Consider the following 20,827-nt stretch of genomic DNA (forward strand, 5'->3'; position numbering starts at 1 on the left):
TCATGCTCGAAATGCTGATCCTTTTGGTCTGTGGCAGCATTCTGGTGAGCGGCGTTCTTGCGGTCATGCTCAACAACCTCATGGCTGCGATGGTCAGCGCCGGGCTCGCAAGCCTGTTTGCTGCCGCCTCCTATGTTCTTCTTGCCGCGCCCGATGTCGCCATGGCCGAGGCTGCAATCGGTTCGGGCCTTGCGACCTTGATTTTCCTCTACGCGATCCGCAAAACCGGCGGGGACGTGACGGATGAGTGAACTGATCGGCAGTATCGTGATCCTTGTCGGCGCATTCTTCCTGTTTTCCGCCGGTGTCGGCCTGTTGCGCATGCCCGATGTCTTCACGCGCATCCAGGCGGGAACCAAGGCTTCGACCCTGGGCAACATCCTGGTTCTTGCCGGTCTCGGCATCTACCACCCCGGATGGTCTCTGAAACTGCTGATCATCGCGTACTTCGTTCTGATGACCAATCCGTTGTCGTCGCATGCGCTATCACGCGCCGCCCATTCGATTCGCACCCCGATGGCTCGCACAACAGTCGTTGACGCCCTGCGGGACGAGAATGACGCCTCCGCGGCAAAGGGTTCCTCATGAGACGCGTGTTCATCCTGCTCGTCGTCGCGGGGTTTGGCGTCATCTTTGCCGGGCTGGTCACCGGCTATAGCGAGCGCCAGGCGTTGTCGGCTCTGGCGACGTTTTACCTGACGGAGGTTCCGGTTGATCTCGGTGCCGCCAATGTCGTGACCGGCATTCTGATCTCGTTTCGGGGTTTCGATACACTGGGTGAGGTCGCGGTGCTTTTCATGGTGGCTGCGAGCGTCGGCGTCATCCTGGCAAGCGAACCGGGTGACAAGCCGCTCTTGCTGCCCGCCATCGGCGGCAAAGGGCAGGGGCCGAGCGAACTGGTGCGCAACGGTGCCGAGGTGGTGCTTCCGCTCATCTTCCTTTTCGGTACCTACGTGATCATGAACGGTCACCTTTCGGCCGGCGGCGGCTTCCAAGGGGGGGCGGTCGTTGCCTCCGGCGTGATGCTCATGATGCTCGCCTATCCCACTGGGCCGCTCCACCATGGTTTTCTCACCATCACGGAAACGCTTGCCGGCGTTTTCTATGTCTCCATCGGCATCCTGGGCATGGTCTTGGCCGGTGGCTTTCTCGACAGCCACATTCTGCCGCGCGGCGAGTTCGGGACACTGTTCAGTGCCGGGGCCATCCCGCTGATATCAATGCTTCTCGGTATCAAGGTCGGCGCGGAATTGAGCGTCATCATCGACCGGTTCCGCAACTGAGCCGTGGGCGACAAGGGGGCAGCATGGGCGTGCCGATATCACAGATACTTCTCACGACAGGATTTCTCCTCGTGCTCATCGGCTTTTGGGGCATACTTAGGCATCGCAACATCCTGCGCATCATCATCGGCTTTTCGCTGATCGATACCGGCATGCATATTGTTCTGGTGGCGACAGGCTACATCACCGGCGGCACTGCACCGATCATCGACGAGGCGCTCGGCATCAAGGAAGCGGCCACGCGCACCGTCGATCCCATTCCCGCCGCCCTGGTCGTGACCGCCATCGTCATCGGCTTTTCGGTGACGGCGATCATGCTGTCTTTCGCGATCCGGCTTCACGCTAGCCGAAAAACGCTGTCGATCGACGCGCTGACGGAGTCGAGATGGTAGACAGCCTGTTCCAGCCGCTGAACATTTTTCTGCTTGGCCTCGGCGGCGGCTTTCTCATTCCCCTCCTGTACAAAATCGCCAAGCCGTTGCCGGCGGCCGGGTTTATCATTGCCCTCCTAGGGATGACCGTCATATCAGGCGTCTGTCTGTGGAGCGTCCATCATGGCGGATCGACAATCGAGGTGCTGACCGCCGGCAGCGTGCCGCCGTTCTCGATTAACTTGCGTTTCGGTCCGTGGGAGGGATTTTTCTCTGTCTGCGTCAACGTCGTTGCAGTGCTTGGCGCCTGGCATCTTTGGGGACGTCTGCGCGCGAGCTATCCGGCCCTGCTGCTGTACCTGATCCTGACCATGGGCATCAACGGCATGGTCATGACCCGCGATCTGTTCAACCAGTTCGTCTTTCTGGAGATCGCATCGATCGGCACCTATGGGCTTCTCGGATTCGAGCGGACGCCGGCAGCGCTTGCGGCGAGCTTCAAATACATCATGGCGACGGTGCTCGCCTCGTCCTTCTTCCTGCTCGGTGCGGGTCTGCTCTACCATGTGACAGGTACCCTCAACATCGACGACATGATTACGAACCGGGCATTGATCACCGGCCCCATCGGGGTGACGGCGCTGCTGTTCGTTCTTTCCTGCCTTGTGCTCGAGCTGAAGCCATTCCCGGCAAACGGTTGGGGGCTCGATGTCTACGAGACCGCGAACAGCGGGATTGCGGCGCTTGTTTCCGTTGGGGTATCGGCCGGCGTGTTCTTCGCGCTTTTCAAGCTGCTGCCGCTCTTTGAAGACCATCTCGGAATGCTCGCTCTTTCTGGCGGGATAACCTTCCTCTTCTCCAATCTTGTCGGATTGAGGCAGACCAGCGTTCAACGGATGCTCGGTTATTCCTCGATCGCGCAAATGGGCCTTCTCACGCTCGCACTTGCGTTGCTGCACCTGCTTGACGCTGAACAGGCGTTGCCGCTGGTCGTCGGTGGACTTTTCATCAACCATCTCTTCGCCAAGGCCGGCCTTTTCTGGCTCGCCGGGATTGTCGAGCGGCGCGAGGTTGACGGCTGGTCCGATGTCGCAGGCAATCCCGTCGTGCTTTCCATCCTTGCAGTGTTCGTAGTCGCGATTGCCGGCTTGCCGCCATTTCCCGGCTTCTGGGCCAAATGGGAACTGGTGATGCAGGCTGCGGCGGGCGAGCGATACATCTGGATTGCCGTCATCCTGGTCGGGTCGCTGCTCGAGGCAGCCTATATGTTCCGCTGGTTCAAGCATGCCACGCGCCCTCTGTCGGGCGAAACGAAGATCAGTCCGACGCCAGGTCGGCTGGTGCCCGTGCTGGTCTGTGCGGCTTTGCTGTTTGCGAGCGGCTATGCTGCGGCGAGCCTGGCCGGTGCGGCGTCGCTGCTGCTAGTCGCGCCGCTTGTCGTCGGTGCGGGTCTTTACATGCTCGATTGGCTTCCAGGGCGGGCCAAGTGCGTGCTGATGTTGGCGGCCGTGCTGGTTGTCGGCGTGTGGATCGTTCGTGATATTGACGGTTTGCGCCGGCTGTTTGCCGTACTCCTTCTTGCCGGCGGGCTGGTCATCGCCTTCGCAAGCCTCTATCGCTCCGATGCTCGTGGCGGGTTCTATCCGATGATGGCCATCCTGCTGCTGTCCATCGCCAGTCTGCTGCGCGCCGCCACCAGCCTGGAGTTCTTCTTCCACTGGGAATTGATTACGCTTTCCTCCTATTTCCTGATCGCGCAGAGGCGCGATGCCCATCCCTATGTGTTGCAGTTCCTGCTGTTCTCGCTGGTGTCGGCATTCTGCCTGCTCGCCGGCTTTGGCATTGCCGCCAGCGCCAACGGCACCACCGCGCTTGCGGCATTTGCCACGGCCGGCCCGGATGCGGCTCCGGCCTTCATGCTCCTGGCAATCGGCTTCCTGATCAAGGCCGGTGCGGTTGGCGTTCATGTCTGGCTGCCGGGGGCCTATGCCGAGGCCGATGATGATCTGTCGGCAATGCTTTCTGCCGTCATCAGCAAGGTCGCGGTCTTCGGCCTGTTCATGGTCACCTATCTTGCCATTCGCTCCGAAGTCGGGCTGGAGATGGCGCATGTGATGGGCTGGATCGGGCTTCTGACGACCATTGCGGGTGCCGTCATGGCGCTTCAGCAGAGCGACATCAAACGTATGCTCGGTTATTCCAGCATGAGCCAGATCGGCTATATCATCACGGCGATCGCGCTGATGAGTCACCTCGGCTGGGTGACGGCGTTCTATCTCGTCGCCAACCACCTGATGGTGAAGGGCATTCTGTTTCTCGCCGCCGCCGGCGTCATCCTGGCAACCGGCACCAGGTTGCTCGATCAGACCGGCGGCCTTGCCGGAAAGATGCCGCTCACTTTTGCGGCCGTTGTCATTGCCCTGATCTCGATGTCCGGCCTGCCGCCGCTCGCCGGCTTCGGCGGCAAATGGTTGTTGTTGAGCGCGATGATGGACAGGGGCTGGTATGGCCTGGCAATCGTGGGTGTTCTGGCAACGTTTATCGGTTTCCTCTACATGTTCCGGCTGGCCTATTCGATCTTCCTTGGCCCGCGGAAACCGGCTTTTGAGGAGGTGCGGGAGGCGCCGTGGCCGTTGCTCGTCCCGCAGTTCGTGCTGATTTTGTCAATTTTCGTGCTGTCCTTCTTCCCGAAGCTGCTGATGGATCCCGTGTCCGCGGCCATTGACCCCTATTTCGCTTCAACGCTGGTTTGGCAGGGCATGTCGCTCGAGACGATCTATGGCTACTGGAACCCTATTCCGGTCATGGCGTTCAGCGTGGCGGCTGCTGCCGTTCTGCTCGCGCTGTTCCTGTTGATCTACAGAGCCGGGTGGGGGCGCTCCATTCCGGTGAGCACCGCGCATTTCTACGGCTTCTATCGGCTCGTCTTTGCGCCGCTCGTGACACCGGTTGCCAACTTCGTGTGGGACGGGGTCTGCAGTCTAACCGTCGGTTTGGCTGGATTGGTCCGCAGGGTCTACACCGGCAATGGCCAGACCTATGCGCTTCAGGTGCTCTGCTACGTGATTGCATTGTATCTGCTCGGCACCCTGAGACTGACGGCAGGCTGATAGGCAAGGGCTCGTCGTAAGGGTGGAGCCGCAGCGAGCCAATTGCACAAAGCTCGGCTACTGCCCGGCGGCGGCTTGGGCCATCCCGCCGAGAAGGCGGCTCGGAAGAAAGATCACCAGCCTTGCTGCGCCCTCGATGACGGATGCGCCATCGGCGAGCATGGTCTGCCCCGCCGGCGCCCCTTCCTCCCTGAGCACGTTGCGCATCAAGGCATCGTTGTTGACGACATCCATCAGCGTCTGCGACGTGGCAAAGACGCTGTGCGTGCCGCCGTCGACGTCCGAGACATCGATAACCGCGATCTCCTTGTCCTGCAGCATTTTGATATCGGCGCCGCTACCGACACGTGGGTGACCGCCAGCCAAGCGCCGCGAAATTCCAAGCGCGCGATCACGCCGTGAAACGACGATCGTGAACGGCCGAGGGATGTCGCCGATGTCTTCAAGCTGGCTCTGAAACACATCGACATCTATATCCGGCCCGGCGAGGACCACGCCGCCCAGGCGTTTCAGAGTGCTGGTGCGGCCTCTGAGGGCCAGATCGCGCAAGGCTTCGGTGACGACATAGGCACCCATCGAATGACCGACCAGGACGATCCTCTTCGCATTGGTCTGCGCAGCGATCTCGATCGTCTCGGCAAGTCCACGCCGGCCGACCAGGGCGCTGTCTCGGTCGAACACGTAAAGAGGGATCGCCGCTCCCGACGGCCAGGCGTAGTGGAGCGCGACCGACTTGATGTTGTAGTCGTAGATGATCTGAGCATTGCGGAAGACACTGTCGGCGAAGTTGTTGTTGTATCCGTGGACGAAGATGAAGATCTCGCGATCCTCTGGCGCGCGGCGTGCCAGCGCCGCGTTCAACTGTCTGACGAATTCCTGCCGCTGGTCGATCGGCTGGAACGTCCGTGCCGAGAAATGCCGTTTCGGATCCGGGACGCGCCCACTTTTCTCGACGTTTCCGGGGACATGGTTTTGTGGAATTCCGATGTCGAGTTTCGCAAAATTCAAGGTCTTCGACCGCTCCGCGGAAAAGGGCAGCGACAGATTTCCGGATGGCGCGCGCGTGGTTGCGACGAAGATCGGCACGATTGCCTGGGGCTTGGCACCGGATGAAGCGTCCACGGGAAGACCGAGCACTGCGCGTGGTCCGCCACAGCCGGCGAGGGCCAAAAGCATGATTACGATGACGGACAATCGCATTGAGGACACGGCTCGTCTCAACTCCACCGGCAAGCTCTCCAGGTCTGTGAACAGCAAGGCGCCTCGCAGACAATTGGTTCGGATCGCTCTCACGCTGGCCATGCGCATTGGGCGAAGCAGTTCGTAGTTCTAAGCTATCCGCGACGGGTGCGGAAGATGAGTTCCATGTGCATTCACCGTATCCGGTGTTTTGTGTCATTCGGATGAAAAAAATACAATGTTTCAATCCTGTGCGAGCCGAACTCTTCTCCGCAGTCGACTGCGAATATCTGGACGGCATGCCAGTTTGCGGGATTCTATGCTGATCACTTCGCTTCTTGATGCGCACTATAGTTCTGGACGGAGCACTGCGCCTTCGGCCTCCAGGGAGAGGGGCGAGCGGATCCGGGCGTTTAAGGGAGCATCATGACTTGGGTTCCTACTCACGACTTCCACCTTTCGCATTGATCACCAGGACAGACGCATTGATGAACGACGGGCGCGGTTTCTCGCTGCCCCGTTCCTTTGCAAATGCGGCGCTGCGGGCCAGATCTTTCTTGGCGCGGGTGATCGCCGGCTCCGGCCCTCTGCTGCGACCTCAATCGTCGATCGGTTTCAACGCTCACCTCGTAAGACATGACGCATCCAGTTCTATGAAACGCCATTATCCAATTGGTTTTATTTTATTTCTTCAATCATCCACGCGTGGCGGCGAACCGTCGCGCCCGTAAAGCATCCGGGGAAATAGCGCATGAAAATACGTCCTGCTGCATCGAGATCTCGCGCTGCGTTCGGAGTGTCTGCCGCGGTGCTGGCTGCCTTTTTCCTGATCGGCTGCCAGGGCGAGGACGACGTCGGAGAGCGGCCGCCACGACCCGTCAAAACGGTGGCCGTTTCGTTCAATCCCGAAGATACGTACGGATCGCTTGTCGGCGAGATTCGGCCACGCACCGAAACCAGCTTCAGCTTCCGGCAGGGCGGCGAAATCCGGGAGCGCGACGTTGAGGTCGGCGACCTTGTCGATGTCGGGGCCGTTCTCGCGCGCCTTGATCCCGAGGATGCGCAGGACGCGGTGCGCAAGGCCGAAGCGAACCTGTTCTCGGCCGAGGCTCAGTTCCAGAATGCCGAGGCCGACCGGGCCCGCCAGCAGCAACTTTACCCGCGCACCACGACCCGGCAGGTCCTGGAAGCGGCCACGGCTCGGGCGAGCATGGCACAGGCTGGTGTCGACGCCGCGCAAGCTGGCCTGCGGATCGCCCAGACCAATCTCGACAACCGCATACTGAAGGCAAACGCTGCCGGCGTCGTCACCGCGGTCGGAGGCGAAGTGGGGCAGGTTGTCGGCGGTGGGCAGATGGTGGTGCGCGTTGCGCAGCTTGGAACACGCGATGCTGTCTTCCAGGTGCCCGAGGCCACGATCCAGTCCACCGGAGGCGACGCACGCGTCAACGTGCAATTGCTGAGCAACCCCAACATCAAGGCAACGGGAACGGTTCGGGAGATCTCGCCGACAGCCGATCCAATTACGCGCAACTTCACGGTGCGCGTCGGGCTGGACACTGCGCCGGATGAATTCCGTTTCGGTAGTGCCGTGCGCGGTTCGATCCGGCTTTCCGGCGAGCCGGCCGCCCGGCTGCCGATCTCGGCGCTGTTCAGCGAGGGCAACCAGAGCGCCGTCTGGATCGTCGACGACGCAAGCAAGACGACCAAGCTTGTGCCGGTCGAGGTGCATCGTTTCGACACGAAGGATTTCCTCGTGACCAAGGGCCTTTCAAGCGGAGACAACGTCGTCGTTGCCGGGGTGCAGCAGCTTCGTCCCGGCATGCCTGTCCGCTTGCTTGAAGGAAGCGCAGAATGAACGAGGGCTTCAATCTATCGGGCTGGGCGATCCAGCGGCAGAGCCTTATCATCTTTCTCGTGCTTTTAAGCGCTCTTGCGGGCATTCTTGCCTATATCAACCTGGGGCGCGACGAAGACCCGGAGTTCACATTCAAGACGATGATCGTTTCCGCGGCGTGGCCGGGCGGGACGATCGAGCAAACCATCGACCAGATTACCGACCGCCTGGAGCGGACGCTTGAAGAAGTACCGAACCTCGACAATTTGCGCAGCATGACAACGGCAGGCCAGTCGGTCATCTATGTCACGCTCGACGATGCGACGCCGCCCGATCAGGTGGGCGAATCCTGGTATCAGGCCCGAAAGAAGGTCGGCGACATGGTGTCGACGCTGCCGGCTGGCGTGCGTGGGCCATTCTTCAACGATGATTTCGGCGATACGTTCGGCATCATCTACGGCCTCACCTCGGACGGTTTCAGTGATCGCGAAGTGCGCGATTGGGCCTATGAGGCGCGCAATCGCCTGCTCAAGCTCGAAAATATAGGCAAGGTCCAGCTGATCGGCACGCAGGACGAGACGATTTACATCGAATTCTCGACCGAGCGGCTGGCAAGCCTCGGCCTCAGCGCCGCGACGGTGATCGGTACGATCCAAGCGCAGAACGCGGTCCTGCCTGCAGGGCTCATAACGTCCCCGCAGGATCGGACCATCCTTCAGGTGTCCGGCAGCCTTGCCGACGAGACCACCATCCGCCAGTTGAACATCCCGACGACATCCGGTTTCGTGCGGCTGGGCGATATCGCCAGCGTCGTGCGGGGAACGGTGAACCCGCCCCAGCCAAGCTTTCGCGTCAAGGGCAAGCCGGCAATCGGCATCGCCATTTCCATGGCGTCGGGTGGAGACATCCTGCAACTCGGCCATAACATCGATGCAACGATGCGAGAGCTGGAGAACGATTTGCCGATCGGCATCAACCTGACGCACGTGGCGAGCCAGCCAACCGTGGTCAAGACCGCTATTCGTGGCTTCACCACATCACTGGGCCAGGCGGTCGTCATCGTTCTCGGCGTCAGCTTCCTCGCGCTTGGCGTGCGCGCCGGCATCGCGGTTGCCGTCTCAATTCCGCTTGTCCTCGCATTGACCTTCCTGTTCATGGATATTGCCGGCATCGCCCTGCAGCGCGTCTCGCTCGGCGCACTGATCATCGCTTTGACGCTGATGATCGACGACACCATGGTGACCGTCGAGACGATGATGGCGAAGCTCGAGCAGGGCTATGAGCGCATTCAGGCGGCCTCTCATGCCTATACGTCAACCGCATTTCCGATGCTTGCCGGCACGCTGGTGACAATCGCCGGCTTTATTCCGGTCGGCTTTGCAAGCAGCTCTTCGGGCGAATATGCACGATCGCTGTTCCTGGTGATCGGCTTCGCGCTCGTCGTCTCCTGGCTGGTGGCCGTGCTTTTGACCCCGATCGTCGGCCTTGCCGTACTTAAATCGGGAACTGCAACCGGTCCCAAGCCCGATGGCGCGCTGCTCCGTGGCTTCAAGAACCTCCTGCATACCTGCATGAAGATGCGGCTCGTCGTGGTCCTTGCCACTGTCGCAATGTTCGTGGCGGCGCTGATCGGATCGTCGGCCATGAAGCGGCAGTTCTTTCCGCCGTCCGACAGGCCAGAGCTCATCCTGCAACTGACCCTGCCGCAGAGCGCGTCGCAGGAGGCCACTGCCGAGTACGTGTCGAAGGCCGAGGAGATTCTCGCCGCCGACGAGGATGTGGCAGACTGGAGCTTTTACGTTGGTTCCGATCCGGTGCGCTTCTTTCTGTCGATGGCGCTGCAGCCTCCCGCGCCGTCCCGCGCCCAGGCCGTTGTAATCGCCAAAAGCGTCGGCGCACGCGAGGCGCTGCAGGCGCGCCTGCAGGAGGCGCTCGAAGAAAGGCTGCCGGACATCCTGGTGCGCCTGTCGCCGCTCGAAATGGGTCCTCCGGTCGGTTGGCCCGTTCAATACCGCGTGATCGGGCCGGACATTCCCGGTGTCCGCCAAGTCGCCTGGCAGCTTGCCGATGCGCTTAGCAAAGTGCCTGGTGTGGTCCAGCCCAATCTCGACTGGAATGAACCGATCCGCAAGATTGTCATCAATGTCGACCAGGACCGCGCTCGACTGGTGGGGCTTAATTCCTCCGTGATTGCGCAGACCCTGTTTGCGACGGCATCCGGCCTTCCGATCACACAGGTGCGGGACTCGATCTACCTCATCAACGTCGTCGCCAGGGCGACGGAGGAGGAGCGCGTCGATATCGGCACAATCCGGTCGTTGCAGATCCCGGTCGGCCCCAATCATACGGTGCCGCTCTCCAGCATCGCCACGATCGAGTACCAGACGACACAGCCCATCATCTGGCGTCACGACAGCTCAACCAACATCACCGTCCAGGCAGACACGGCCGCGGGCGTGACAGCTGCCAGTGTCGTTGAGGCCGCGGCAGGCAAGATCGAGGAGTTGCGCCAGGCCAACCCGCGCTACCTGATCGAGGTCGGCGGTGCGGTCGAAGGCGCAGACGATGGGTTGGCCTCAGTCGTCGAGATGCTTCCGGTGATGGGTGTGATCATCCTGATCGTACTCATGTTCCAACTGCAGAGCGTTCAGCGTCTGCTGCTCGTCGTCAGCGTCGTACCTTTGGGCCTGATCGGCGTGGTGTTGATCATGCTGGTGACGAATACCCCGGTGGGCTTCATCGCCGTTCTCGGGATGATCGCACTCATTGGCATGATCACCAGAAACTCCGTGGTGCTGATCGATCAGATCGACCTTGCGATCGAAGAGCGAGGCCGGACGTGGCAGAGCGTCATCGATGTCACCGGGCAGCGTCTGCGGCCGGTCTTCCTGACGGCAGGTTCGACCGTCCTCGGTATGCTGCCGATCATCCGCGATCCGTTCTGGTCGCCTCTCGCCTTTACCGTCATCGGCGGTCTGGTGGTGGCTGCGGCGCTGACACTGATCTTCCTGCCGGTGCTCTACGTCTTGTGGTTTCGCATTCCCGCCGAAGCTGAGCCCGAAAAGGCAGAGCCTGCCACGGCTGAGCCGGTTGCGGCCGGGGCGTGACGGTAAGTGGGATGTTGCCCGGCCTTGGCGTGGGTATGAACCCTCCGTCGGTTTTTCCGTTTGTGCCCGGCGCGATGAGCGCCGGGGCCGCAGCCGCGAGGGCAAGAGAAAGAGACGCAATGCTAAGCCACGGGATTTTATGCTAATTCCGTCGATACATTCCCGGTTATGATTTGATTTCAGTGTTTCTTTTAAGAGTGTTGTTCAAGGGGAGTAACCATGTCGGACTTGATTGCAGTTGTTTACCCAACCGAAGCGAAAGCCGAGGAAGTGCGCCAGCGCTTGTTCGAGTTGCAGAAGGAATACTTGATCAAGGTCGGGGATGCTGTCATCGCCACGAAGACTGAGGGCGGTAAGATCAAGTTGAACCAGATGGTCAACATGACCGCCGCCGGCGCAGCGTCGGGGAGTTTCTGGGGGCTTCTGATTGGTGTTCTGTTTCTCAATCCCCTGGTGGGCGTTGCGGTCGGCGCTGCATCCGGCGCCATTGGTGGCGCATTGACCGACGTCGGTATCAACGATGCCTTCATGAAGGATCTCGCCGCCAATCTTCAGCCCGGCAAAGGGGCGCTGTTCGTGCTGATCAAGGAGATGACAGCGGACAAGGTGCTGAAGGAATTGGCGCCCTATGGCGGTGTCGTGCTCAAGACCTCGCTCGACGAAACGAAGGAACAGGTCTTGCGCGACGCGCTGGAAAAGGCCGCCGCGGCCGGCTAGTTTTCATTGATCGAATATATCGCGCGTTCCGCGGGATCGGGTCAGGACACTGGCGCGCTTCTCGCGGGACGGGATTTCTGTGGCGCCGCGCGGGCTCTCCGGGGAGGCACGTGCGACGACCAGTTCCCGGTTCCTTGAAGCGGAACTCGGGAAATTGGGACAATTTCTAGGGGCGGGTATGGTAGAAGCAGGTGGTGGTCGCGCGATCGGTTCGGTAACGACCGGTATCCTGGTGCTTGCTTTGCTCTATTTCGCGCAATCCATTTTTGCGCCACTCATCTTTTCCTTGCTGACCATTGCACTGGTCTGGCCGATTCAGGCCGCTTTACAGCGCTGGTTGCCAAAGCTTCTGGCCCTTCTGATCACACTTGTCGCAACCATGGTCGTCATCGTCGTCATCGGGTCTTCGGTGGCGTGGGGGTTCGGCAAGCTTGCTCAGTGGCTCTTCGTCAACGCTGACCGCTTCCAGGCGATCTATGTCGACTGGACAACGTGGCTGGAAGGGCACGGCGTCGCCGTCGCTGGCCCTTTGGCAGACCGTTTCGATGTCACTTGGCTGGTTCGCTTTGTGCAGGGAATGGCCGGGCGAGTAAACAGCTTCGCCGGTTTCACCTTGCTGGTCTTCATCTTCATCATGCTCGGCCTGCTCGAGGTTGAAGATTTCAATGCGCGCCTGCTCGTGCCCGCCGCTCAGCCTTACGGAATGCGCATCCTGGCGGCCAACCGGGTGATCGGAGCAAAGCTGCGCCGCTTCATGATCGTCCGGACGTTTGCCAGCATTCTCACCGGATTGGTGGTCTGGCTCTTTGCGTTGGGCGCGGGACTTGAGCTTGCCACGGCGTGGGGCGCGATCGCATTTGCTCTCAACTACATCCCTTTTCTCGGGCCGTTTGTTGCCACGGCGCTCCCGACACTGTTCGCCATCGCCCAATTTGACTCATGGCAGACCGCGGCGGTCATCTTTGCGAGCCTCAACGTCATTCAATTCATCATCGGCAGCTACCTTGAGCCGAGGCTGACTGGAGCTTCGCTGTCAATTTCCCCGTTTGCCGTCATTTTCGCGGTGTTTTTCTGGAGTTTCATGTGGGGCATCGCGGGTGCCTTCATCGGCGTGCCGATGCTGATAGCGTTCATCGTCTATTGCGCGGGCACGCCGTCGGGAAAGTGGATCGCGACATTACTGTCGAGCAGTTCAAAGGTCGCAACGGACAGTGGGTCGTGAAGGCGCGCGGGCGATCGATCTGTCGCGAACAAAGCCACCCTGTGGCGACGCTAATAAAGTGACCTTGCATCTGACGGTTGAGGTGCGCGGCTGAAAGGGTTAGATTGCAGGTGGGAGGCAAAACGACTGCCGGAGAGGGCCACGTCCAACATGCGCAGACGTCGGCTGAATGCCTAGCGGGGATATCTGTCGTGGGTAGATGAAAAATCGCCTTAGACACCCGCGGAAAGCAAACAGCCGGCTCGATGACCTCAGCACGATAAGCCGAAATCGATGGTGTAAAATGCCAGGCTGGCAGGCTGCGTACCAACCCCGCTCATGAGGCGGGCGAAAATTGGCTGCAGCACCATGATGGGTCGCCGGGGGTGGGGACAAAGACAACTTGTTTTTCAGTAATCGACAGCTCTTCGACATTCTGCGGCCGATCGCTTCCTGCCATCGGTCAACTGGAAGGTGACGCGATGACAACTGAAGATGCCATGACGTATGCCCCATTGCTTGAAAGACGACGTGACGACAAGCGGCACGAGATCTCCGCTCGCGAAACGGTTAGCGCGAAACCGGTGAAGAAGAGGGCACAGTTTTTACCGTCCTTTGAATTTTCGACTGCTGGCCTGCCACGATCGGATCAGTTTGCCGCGTGGCGCAACAGCTTCTCGCCCATGCTTGAATTAGCCGAGGTCGACGAAACGACCAGCGACTTCCAGGGGCGACAGAAACTCTGGGACCTTGGCAGTCTTGTCCTTGCAGAAATCAGCACTGACCGCCTCGCATTTTCCAGCCTGCCCGGGCATGTTCGACGGGATCCCGTCGACCACTGGACAATGACCGTCCTGCTGTCCGGATCGATCCGGACCGACGCAGCAAGGCGTGCCTTTACGGCGGGTCCGGGAGAAGTGCAGATTCATTCGCTTGGTCGCTCCTTTGCCGGTGTGGTCGATAAAAGCCAGATGCTCATGCTTTTTGTGCCGCGTGATCATTCCCTTGAGACGGCGGCCATCCTTGGCTCGGCAGAGTTTTCCGCAGCAGGGACCGGCATGGGGCGGTTGTTCTCGGACTATCTTGTCGATGTGGCCAAGCGTCTGCCGATGCTCACCGAGGCCGATCTTCCTGGACTTGTCGCAGCCACGCGCGCGATGATCCTTGCTTGTGTATCGCCATCCGCCGAGCATATCGAAGCGGCGGAGGGGCCGATCGCCAACGTCCTTCTCGAAAGGGCGCGGCAACTGATACAAAGCCGGTTGCTCGACCCGAAACTCGGTTGCGAGATGGTGCGCAGGGAGCTCGGCATTTCGCGCACGCGGCTCTACAACCTTTTCGAGCCCTTCGGCGGGGTGATGCATTTTATTCAGCACCGCCGGCTGCTCAGCGCCTGTGCGGCGCTGACCGATCCCAACGATCGGCGCCTCATCTTCCAGATCGCTGAAGAGCGTGGTTTCAGCGACGGGGCGGAGTTCAGCCGCGCATTCAAGCGCGCCTTTGGCTCCAGCCCGAGCGAGGTGAGAAACCGAGGCGGAGGTGGCATCCCCATTCGGCGGTTCCTTGAGGATTGCCCGTCAGCAGAGCGACTGGGTGTGCTTTTGCGCCGATTGCAGGGGTAACCTGAAACGAAGGTCGCCGACCTCGGTGGTGCCCGAGGCATTGAATAGGCACGTGCGAGGTGGAATCTCGTGGCGGAAACGGTGGAAGACCTTGGCGATCGGGCCATGGATCGACACGAAACGTTGAAGCTGCCACGGCGACGTCAATCATTTCCTCATCCGCTCACGTCATCGGCTCAGGGGCCGGACGTCTCAGCCCGATTCTTCAGCCTCTTGTGGAGGCGGTGTTCGACGCCGACGCGAGATCCCGCTTGGCTGCATCTGCGTAAAGAAGCTTGAGGGGAAGCGGCGGGTATGATCTCCAATGACCCTGGGATGCCAGCCAAGCTCGTTGGCTCTTGGCGCTTGCCTCGATCGATGCCGGCGGTTCGCGCTCAAATGCCACCCGATTGGGCAGTGTGCCCCTGCAGTTCGTGCGTGACTGTGTGGTGCTCTGCAAGGCATCCGGTCTCGACGGGGTGATCAACGGCAAAGCTCCCGGCAAGTCGTCGCTGTTGAACGATGCTCAGCGTGCGGCTTTGGCTCAAGCCATCGAACGCAACCCCACACCTTATCTCGGGGGGGGCGTTGCCCATTGGCGTCCATGTGATCTGGCGCAGTGGCTATGGGAGGAGTTCCGCCTACATCGTCGGCGTGACCTGCCCGAGGTACGGCAAGGCGGCAGCCCTGGTCATGCCTTGGTGTGATACCCGCGCCATGAACCAGCATCTGATCGAGATATATCCCGCCATGTCGCCGACAATGCCCATGCTGCCCTCATCATGGACCAGGCGGCTGGCATAGATCGGCAAATCTCATCGTGGTCGAGCACTGCCGCCACGCATGGCAAAAGCTCCAGAACCAGCCATGGAAAATTATGCCCATCGGCATATGGGTTCTGATTCATAAGGATTGATATCAGTTATCGGTTTTTCGCTTCGACGCATCCCGGACGTCTCGTATGGATCCGCTCGATCATCAGCTGGCGTGATTTCCTGGTGCCCGATGCGTTCGTCTTCGCGAATCTTTTCTTTCGGTGAGCCCGTTTCTTCCGATCGAGAATCGGACGTTGCGAACGGTTGCCAGCGAATCTCGCGTTTGATTCTTGGGAATTCGGTCGCGGCGGGAGCCTTCGGCAAGCTCGATTCAGAAAAATGGGACGACGCAGCACAGGGGTTATTCCCGCCAAATTGCAGCCCGGATCGGCCTTTCCCCTCAATTTCGGCCGCATTCTGCCTCTTTCTGAAACAGGCCGCCTTCCTTTCGCACAGGCTAAACCCCAGGGAATAAAGGGCTTTCTTAATCCTTTGTTAATTTCCTCGGGCCGCCTGCGGCGATTTTGTGTCGTTTCAGCAACAGGGTTCTGCGAAGGGCGATGCAAAGCACGCGATCTCGCCAGTTGGACGTTGCGCCGATGACCGCGTCTTGTATTTTCAACTCCGGAAGCAAGGGCGGTTGATCGTCCGACTTCTTGAACGTTGGGGATGGGGCAGGGAACGCTGTCCTTCAGCAAAATACCCAGACCCGTTTGAAACTTTTGACTGGAGGTCAGAAATGAACATCAAGAGCCTTCTTCTCGGCTCCGCTGCAGCTCTCGCAGCAGTATCCGGCGCACAGGCAGCCGACGCAATCGTCGCAGCCGAGCCGGAGCCCATGGAATACGTTCGCGTTTGCGACGCTTTCGGCACTGGCTACTTCTACATCCCGGGCACCGAAACCTGCCTCAAGATCGGCGGCTTCATCCGCTTCCAGACCGACTTTGGTCGTGACAAGGTTACGAGCAAGTGGAACCCGGAAGACATCGGCAACCAGGCAACTTCTGACTGGGATGCATTCTCGCGCGCTTACATCTCGTTCGACGCCAAGAGCGACACCGAGTACGGCACGCTCACCGGCTTCTTCGCAGCTGAATTCAATGCTGATGCCGACCAGGACGAAGCTGACAGCCTGATCGACGTTGATGAAGCCTACATCCAGCTCGGCGGCCTCAAGGCCGGCTTCTTCTACAGCTGGTGGGACAAGGGTCTGAACGGCGAAACCGACACGCTCGGCAACAACACCGAGTTCAACTCGATCGCCTACCTCTATGACGGTGGCTCGTTCCAGGCTGGTATCTCTGTCGACGAACTCGAAGCTGCTACCACCAAGGCTAACGGCATTGGCGTTGCAGGTATCGTTTCGGCTTCGGTCGGCGGCGTATCGTTCGACCTGCTCGGCGGCTTCGACACCGAACTTGAAGAAGGCGCGATCCGCGCTCTGCTTTCGGCAGACCTCGGTCCGGGCACCTTCCAGCTCGCTGGTATCTGGGCTTCCGACCCGAACGCTTACTGGGCTGAGTCCGAGTGGACCGTTGCTGCGTCGTACGCCTTCAAGGCAACCGACAAGCTGAAGATCACCCCCGGTGCTCAGTACTTCGGCGATCTGAACGACGGCAACTTCGGCTTCGACAGCGGCCTCGACAAGTGGCGCGCTGGCGTGACCCTCGACTACGCGATCACCGAAGGTCTGGCGACCCGCGTGTCGGTTCAGTACGAAGACGAAGATCAAGTCGGCGGTGGCTCTGAGGACCAGGTTTTTGGTTTCGTCCGCCTGCAGCGCGACTTCTAATCTGATCTGACCTCGGTCAGATTAGAGAAGCCCGGCTTTCGAGCCGGGCTTTTTCGTTTTTGCGCAAAGGTCGGTGGAGCCGTTTCGTTGTGATGAATGTCACAGGCCCTGTTTAAGCACCGCGCACAATAGTCTCCAGAAATTCAGCGATGTCTTGCTTGAGGTCACCGACATGCAGCAGTGGCGCGTGTCCCTGGCCAAGTGCGGTAACGGAAGTCATTTTCTGATGCCGACGGTGCATTTCGGTGGCTGTTTCTTCGGCCAGCAACCGTGTGTTTTCTCCTCGGACGAGTAACAAAGGGTATTGGCCGAGCGCCTGAAAGGGCTCCCAGAGATCGGGCAGGGGAGTGCTGGCGTCGAGCGGTAGCAACTGCTTCGCAATTGCCTGGTCAAAGTCCGGGACTGGATATCCGTTTTCATCGCGGTAAATGGCGTTCGCCATGTCGCGCCAATCGATTTCGCCAAGTGCCGGAAACTCTGTGCCGTGCAAGGCTCGAAGATGAGCCGGCGCATCTTCCCAGGTCTGCGGTCTGCCACCGTTATTGAGGTAGTCGCGGATTGCCAGCAATCCACCACGTTCGATCACAGGGCCGATATCGTTTAGCACCACGGCGGCAATGAGCGACGGCGTCTGTTGCGCGAGCAGATGCAGGATCAATCCGCCGCGGGACGTGCCGATGAAAACTGCTCTCTCAATTCCAAGTGTATGGCAGGCCGTGATCACGTCGTTCGTTTCTACGGGGATGCTGTAGTGGCTCTTGTCCGGATCGCGCTCCGATTGTCCACGGCCGCGGTAGTCGAGGCAGAAGACAGTGCGCGAGCCACCGACCGGCGATGAAAGATGTTGTGCGAGGAAATGGAAGTCGCGGCTGTTGCGCGTGAGGCCCGCAAGGCACACGACGGGTAAAGAACCGCCAACTTCGAGCGATTTGTGGCCATAGATACGTGCGTAGAGCCGCAAGCCGTCGTTCGATAAAAAATAGCGCTCGCTAAAACCGTCCTGCCGCATGGCTCTGGCCTTTCCTCTGATCGTCAAAGAGAGAATAGAGCGCATTCGGGGAAAGTGCGAAGAGCTTCTTCGTCAGAAAATTTGTAAAAACAAAGAGGTAGAGCTGTTTCGGTGACCCCGTTCGAGCTTGAACAACTTTAGTGACCGCGCTTGGGTCGCCATGTCGTGATGCCGCGACCTTTGTCAGTGCGACAGGCGTAAGCATGGGGGTGAAAAATCGCGCTCCCGCAGTTTGCCAGCGTAAATTTTAGAGCATGTCGCGCAAAAGTGTGCCGCGGTTTTGCGATAACGACATGCGCAAAAACAAGAACTTAAAGCGCTCCAAGCGAATCTGAACGATCGCGACGCGCTTAACTGCGCAGATGTCTTGCCGCAGTGGCTTGAGTGCACGCTCGTCTCGGGCGTTTACCAGGGGCTTCGCTGCCGTCTCACGTCGCTAGGACGGTGAACGTCCCATCCTGAGATCTTCAACGATATCGGCATTTTGGCCGAGCCGCACCTTGTAGACTTGGTAGTTTTCCATGACGCGCTGGACGTAATTGCGCGTCTCCTGGAACGGGATGCGCTCGATCCAGTCGACGACCTCGTCGATTGGCTTGCCGCGGGGATCGCCATAGCGGCTGAGCCAGTCCGGGACGCGGCGCGGGCCGGCATTGTAGGCGATGAAGGTGAGAATGTAGGACCCGCCGAAGCTGTTGATCTGTTCTCCGAGATAATGCGCGCCAAGGGTGGCGTTGTATCCGGCATCGCTCGTCAACCGGTCCTTGGAATAGGCAAGACCGTAGCGGCTTGCCACGCCTTTGGCGGTTCCCGGCAGCAGCTGCAGCAGGCCGCGCGCGTTGGCGGTTGAGACAGCCGCAGGATTGAAGGCGCTTTCCTGGCGGGCGATCGCATAGGCGAGCGCCTTGCCCGAGCCGTCGATGTTGGCGGTCGGCGGGATGACGCCGACGGGAAAGGCGAGGGCTGCGACGTCGATGCCGCGGCCGAAGGCCGTCTTGCCGATCTGAAGCGAAAGCTGGTGATTGCGGGTTTTTTCGGCGCGGGCCGAAAGGATGGCCAATTCGCCAGGGCTTGTCAGTTCCTCGGCCAATGCCCGGTAGATGCTGTCGGCGCGCCAGCCGTGGCCTGCCGTTTCGAGCCGTGAGATGGCGCGAACCGCCTCGCGGCTTTCGAAACGGGCGCGGTCTTCGGCTGAGGGCGCGGGATAGGTCACGTTAAGCACCTTGCGTCCGAGCCGTGCGGCCGCGAGCTGGCCGTAGAACGTGCCTGGAAACCGGGCGGCATTGGCGAAATAGTCCTTGGCGTTCCCCGGTCCGCCGGCTTCCGCCGATCGTCCAAGCCAGTACCAGGCGCGCGATGCGGAAAGCGGTCTGGTGGAAACATCGAGAATGCGTCGGAAATGCCGCGCGGCGGCAGCCGGGTCTTCCTTGCCACGCAGTGCGTACCAGCCGGCATGAAACTCCGCATCGACGATATCGGTCGCTTCGGTTGCCCTGTGGTTGGCGGCGACCTGATAGGCGCCGCGGAAATCCCCCTTGTCCAGCAGCCCGCGGCTGATGATCCGCTGCTCGGTCCACCACTCTCCGGGATTGATCAGCGCGTCCTCGTCGCTCGGCATCGTCGCCAGCAGCTTGGCGGCCTCCGCATACTTGTCCTGTTTGCGGAGGTTCTCGATGCGGATAAACAGGTAGGCTGGGTCCTTATGCCAAGAGGGGTCCACCGCCGATATCAGCGCCGTGGCATTGGTGCCGCCACGGTTGACCGCCGCCCAGGCGCGATAGAGAGACTGCGCCTTGCCAAGATCGCTGAAGCGTTCCGCCTGCTCGACGCGATTGCGATAAAGCAGCATCGCCATTCGCCGTCTGTGATCGGCGACTGTCAGCAGGCCCGAAAATTCGGAAAGGATCTGGGCCTCCACATCCTTGTCGAGCCCTTGCTTGAACCAGAGCGCACGCAAGCGCGTGGCGGCCGTCGCACTTTGCCCCTGGGCCACAAGCGCGCGGGCAAGAATGATCGTGCCTTCCGTGGTTTCAGGCTGTGTCTGGCCGAAGGCCGCAAGAACGTCGACTGCCTGCGGGTTCTCGCGATAGAGAGCGCGTTCGGAGTTGGCACGCAGCGATTTGAGGCCGGGCCACCCCTGCAGTTCGCGCTGGGCACTGGCGATTTCGAAAGAGCGGATGCCGCGTTGGCCCGAGACGGCGATCGCCCAGGTCAGAATGTGACGGTCGAGCGTGCCGTCAGCCATGCGGTTTCGAACAGCGATTGCCGTGGCCGGGTTTTTGTTGGAAAGCGCGTCCAGTCCGAGTTTCAGCTCACTTTGGATCGGCGATGGCGTTGCGTGGATCGCGCCGGTGATGTCCTTACCGGAAACGCGACCAGCCTTGTCAGAGATCGCCGGCTTGGCGCCTGGTACCGGCACTTTGTTCGGGGGCTCGGAAGAAAGGGCCGACGAGGCCAGAAGCGCTGCGCCGACCATGGCGGCGACAGGCAGAAGAATTGATCCGCGCATCAAGAGCCCCGTGTTTCCCCGTGTCTCGCATTCATTTGCCGCCGGATTGCCTAACGAAAGGTTACCGGGATTTACCGATCATCGCAATTGCATCGCCGGGCGCCTTAGTACCGGATGGCAAGCGACGAGGATTATACGGCTTCAACGTCAAGCTTTTACGTGAAAACCGGCATGAAATGCCGTGTCACGGCGCTTGCCGCAGCCCCCTCACATGATTATGGTGCGGCAGTTTTTTAACCGTCGATTACGGCCAAAGCGTGAGTGTGCTTGCGTCTTTGAGCCGTCAGGAGTTGTGC

General features: G+C 60.2%; 14 protein-coding genes. 11 read left to right on the forward strand and 3 right to left on the reverse strand.

Features of this window, described 5'->3' with window-relative positions:
- Window positions 1-2: 2 nt before the first annotated feature.
- Genes AC07UR_RS05670 through AC07UR_RS05690 form a run of 5 tightly spaced genes read left to right on the forward strand, consistent with a single transcriptional unit; the run spans window position 3 to window position 4,764 of the window.
- A complete protein-coding gene (locus AC07UR_RS05670; protein ID WP_173420980.1) occupies window positions 3-251 on the forward strand; it encodes a hydrogenase subunit MbhD domain-containing protein in 249 nt (82 codons plus the stop codon).
- Entirely contained in the window at window positions 244-588 is a 345-nt protein-coding gene (gene mnhG / locus AC07UR_RS05675) for a monovalent cation/H(+) antiporter subunit G (RefSeq protein ID WP_173419414.1), read from the forward strand. The genes AC07UR_RS05670 and mnhG overlap by 8 nt, the downstream gene beginning before the upstream one ends.
- Window positions 585-1,283 (forward strand): hydrogen gas-evolving membrane-bound hydrogenase subunit E, encoded by a 699-nt coding sequence (gene mbhE, locus AC07UR_RS05680; RefSeq protein ID WP_173419415.1) that lies wholly within the window; start codon window positions 585-587, stop codon window positions 1,281-1,283. Before mnhG ends, mbhE begins: the two co-directional genes overlap by 4 nt.
- A 23-nt stretch (window positions 1,284-1,306) precedes the next feature.
- Complete coding sequence (locus AC07UR_RS05685; protein WP_209787001.1) at window positions 1,307-1,675, forward strand: sodium:proton antiporter; 369 nt, start codon at window positions 1,307-1,309, stop codon at window positions 1,673-1,675.
- Window positions 1,669-4,764: a complex I subunit 5 family protein gene (locus AC07UR_RS05690; RefSeq protein WP_209786999.1), complete on the forward strand. Its 3,096-nt coding sequence runs from the start codon at window positions 1,669-1,671 to the stop codon at window positions 4,762-4,764. The genes AC07UR_RS05685 and AC07UR_RS05690 overlap by 7 nt, the downstream gene beginning before the upstream one ends.
- A gap of 57 nt (window positions 4,765-4,821) precedes the next feature.
- Here the strand turns inward: AC07UR_RS05690 and AC07UR_RS05695 are convergent, their stop codons facing one another.
- Window positions 4,822-5,964, reverse strand: a complete 1,143-nt coding sequence (locus AC07UR_RS05695; RefSeq protein ID WP_209788426.1) for an alpha/beta hydrolase — start codon at window positions 5,962-5,964, stop codon at window positions 4,822-4,824.
- Between the two features lie 730 nt (window positions 5,965-6,694).
- Between AC07UR_RS05695 and AC07UR_RS05700 the strand changes: the two genes are divergently transcribed.
- The 6 genes from AC07UR_RS05700 (at window position 6,695) to AC07UR_RS05725 (ending at window position 17,013) form a co-directional block, all read left to right on the forward strand.
- Window positions 6,695-7,801, forward strand: a complete 1,107-nt coding sequence (locus AC07UR_RS05700) for an efflux RND transporter periplasmic adaptor subunit (RefSeq protein WP_209786997.1) — start codon at window positions 6,695-6,697, stop codon at window positions 7,799-7,801.
- Window positions 7,798-10,887, forward strand: coding sequence for an efflux RND transporter permease subunit (locus AC07UR_RS05705; RefSeq protein WP_209786994.1), 3,090 nt, complete (start codon window positions 7,798-7,800; stop codon window positions 10,885-10,887). The genes AC07UR_RS05700 and AC07UR_RS05705 overlap by 4 nt, the downstream gene beginning before the upstream one ends.
- Before the next feature lie 219 nt (window positions 10,888-11,106).
- Window positions 11,107-11,604, forward strand: coding sequence for a DUF1269 domain-containing protein (locus AC07UR_RS05710; protein ID WP_209786992.1), 498 nt, complete (start codon window positions 11,107-11,109; stop codon window positions 11,602-11,604).
- A gap of 178 nt (window positions 11,605-11,782) precedes the next feature.
- Window positions 11,783-12,826: an AI-2E family transporter gene (locus AC07UR_RS05715; protein WP_173419421.1), complete on the forward strand. Its 1,044-nt coding sequence runs from the start codon at window positions 11,783-11,785 to the stop codon at window positions 12,824-12,826.
- A 365-nt stretch (window positions 12,827-13,191) separates the two neighbouring features.
- Complete coding sequence (locus tag AC07UR_RS05720; RefSeq protein ID WP_412728305.1) at window positions 13,192-14,427, forward strand: helix-turn-helix domain-containing protein; 1,236 nt, start codon at window positions 13,192-13,194, stop codon at window positions 14,425-14,427.
- 1,533 nt (window positions 14,428-15,960) lie between these two features.
- Complete coding sequence (locus AC07UR_RS05725) at window positions 15,961-17,013, forward strand: porin (RefSeq protein ID WP_209786990.1); 1,053 nt, start codon at window positions 15,961-15,963, stop codon at window positions 17,011-17,013.
- A gap of 112 nt (window positions 17,014-17,125) precedes the next feature.
- Here AC07UR_RS05725 and AC07UR_RS05730 read toward each other — a convergent pair whose 3' ends face one another.
- Together AC07UR_RS05730 and AC07UR_RS05735 are read right to left on the reverse strand one after the other, a co-directional pair.
- Complete coding sequence (locus AC07UR_RS05730; RefSeq protein WP_209786988.1) at window positions 17,126-18,022, reverse strand: alpha/beta fold hydrolase; 897 nt, start codon at window positions 18,020-18,022, stop codon at window positions 17,126-17,128.
- Window positions 18,023-18,458: 436 nt separating this feature from the next.
- A complete protein-coding gene (locus tag AC07UR_RS05735) occupies window positions 18,459-20,531 on the reverse strand; it encodes a lytic transglycosylase domain-containing protein (RefSeq protein ID WP_209786986.1) in 2,073 nt (690 codons plus the stop codon).
- Window positions 20,532-20,827 lie beyond the last annotated feature (296 nt).

This window comes from Ensifer sp. GW821-FHT05G01 (assembly GCF_059419585.1).

Coding starts and splice junctions, on each gene's coding strand:
- AC07UR_RS05670 (WP_173420980.1), top strand. CDS start 3: ATGCTCGAAATGCTGATCCTTTTGGTCTGTGGCAGCATTCTGGTGAGC.
- mnhG (WP_173419414.1), top strand. CDS start 244: ATGAGTGAACTGATCGGCAGTATCGTGATCCTTGTCGGCGCATTCTTC.
- mbhE (WP_173419415.1), top strand. CDS start 585: ATGAGACGCGTGTTCATCCTGCTCGTCGTCGCGGGGTTTGGCGTCATC.
- AC07UR_RS05685 (WP_209787001.1), top strand. CDS start 1,307: ATGGGCGTGCCGATATCACAGATACTTCTCACGACAGGATTTCTCCTC.
- AC07UR_RS05690 (WP_209786999.1), top strand. CDS start 1,669: ATGGTAGACAGCCTGTTCCAGCCGCTGAACATTTTTCTGCTTGGCCTC.
- AC07UR_RS05695 (WP_209788426.1), bottom strand. CDS start 5,964: ATGCGATTGTCCGTCATCGTAATCATGCTTTTGGCCCTCGCCGGCTGT.
- AC07UR_RS05700 (WP_209786997.1), top strand. CDS start 6,695: ATGAAAATACGTCCTGCTGCATCGAGATCTCGCGCTGCGTTCGGAGTG.
- AC07UR_RS05705 (WP_209786994.1), top strand. CDS start 7,798: ATGAACGAGGGCTTCAATCTATCGGGCTGGGCGATCCAGCGGCAGAGC.
- AC07UR_RS05710 (WP_209786992.1), top strand. CDS start 11,107: ATGTCGGACTTGATTGCAGTTGTTTACCCAACCGAAGCGAAAGCCGAG.
- AC07UR_RS05715 (WP_173419421.1), top strand. CDS start 11,783: ATGGTAGAAGCAGGTGGTGGTCGCGCGATCGGTTCGGTAACGACCGGT.
- AC07UR_RS05725 (WP_209786990.1), top strand. CDS start 15,961: ATGAACATCAAGAGCCTTCTTCTCGGCTCCGCTGCAGCTCTCGCAGCA.
- AC07UR_RS05730 (WP_209786988.1), bottom strand. CDS start 18,022: ATGCGGCAGGACGGTTTTAGCGAGCGCTATTTTTTATCGAACGACGGC.
- AC07UR_RS05735 (WP_209786986.1), bottom strand. CDS start 20,531: ATGCGCGGATCAATTCTTCTGCCTGTCGCCGCCATGGTCGGCGCAGCG.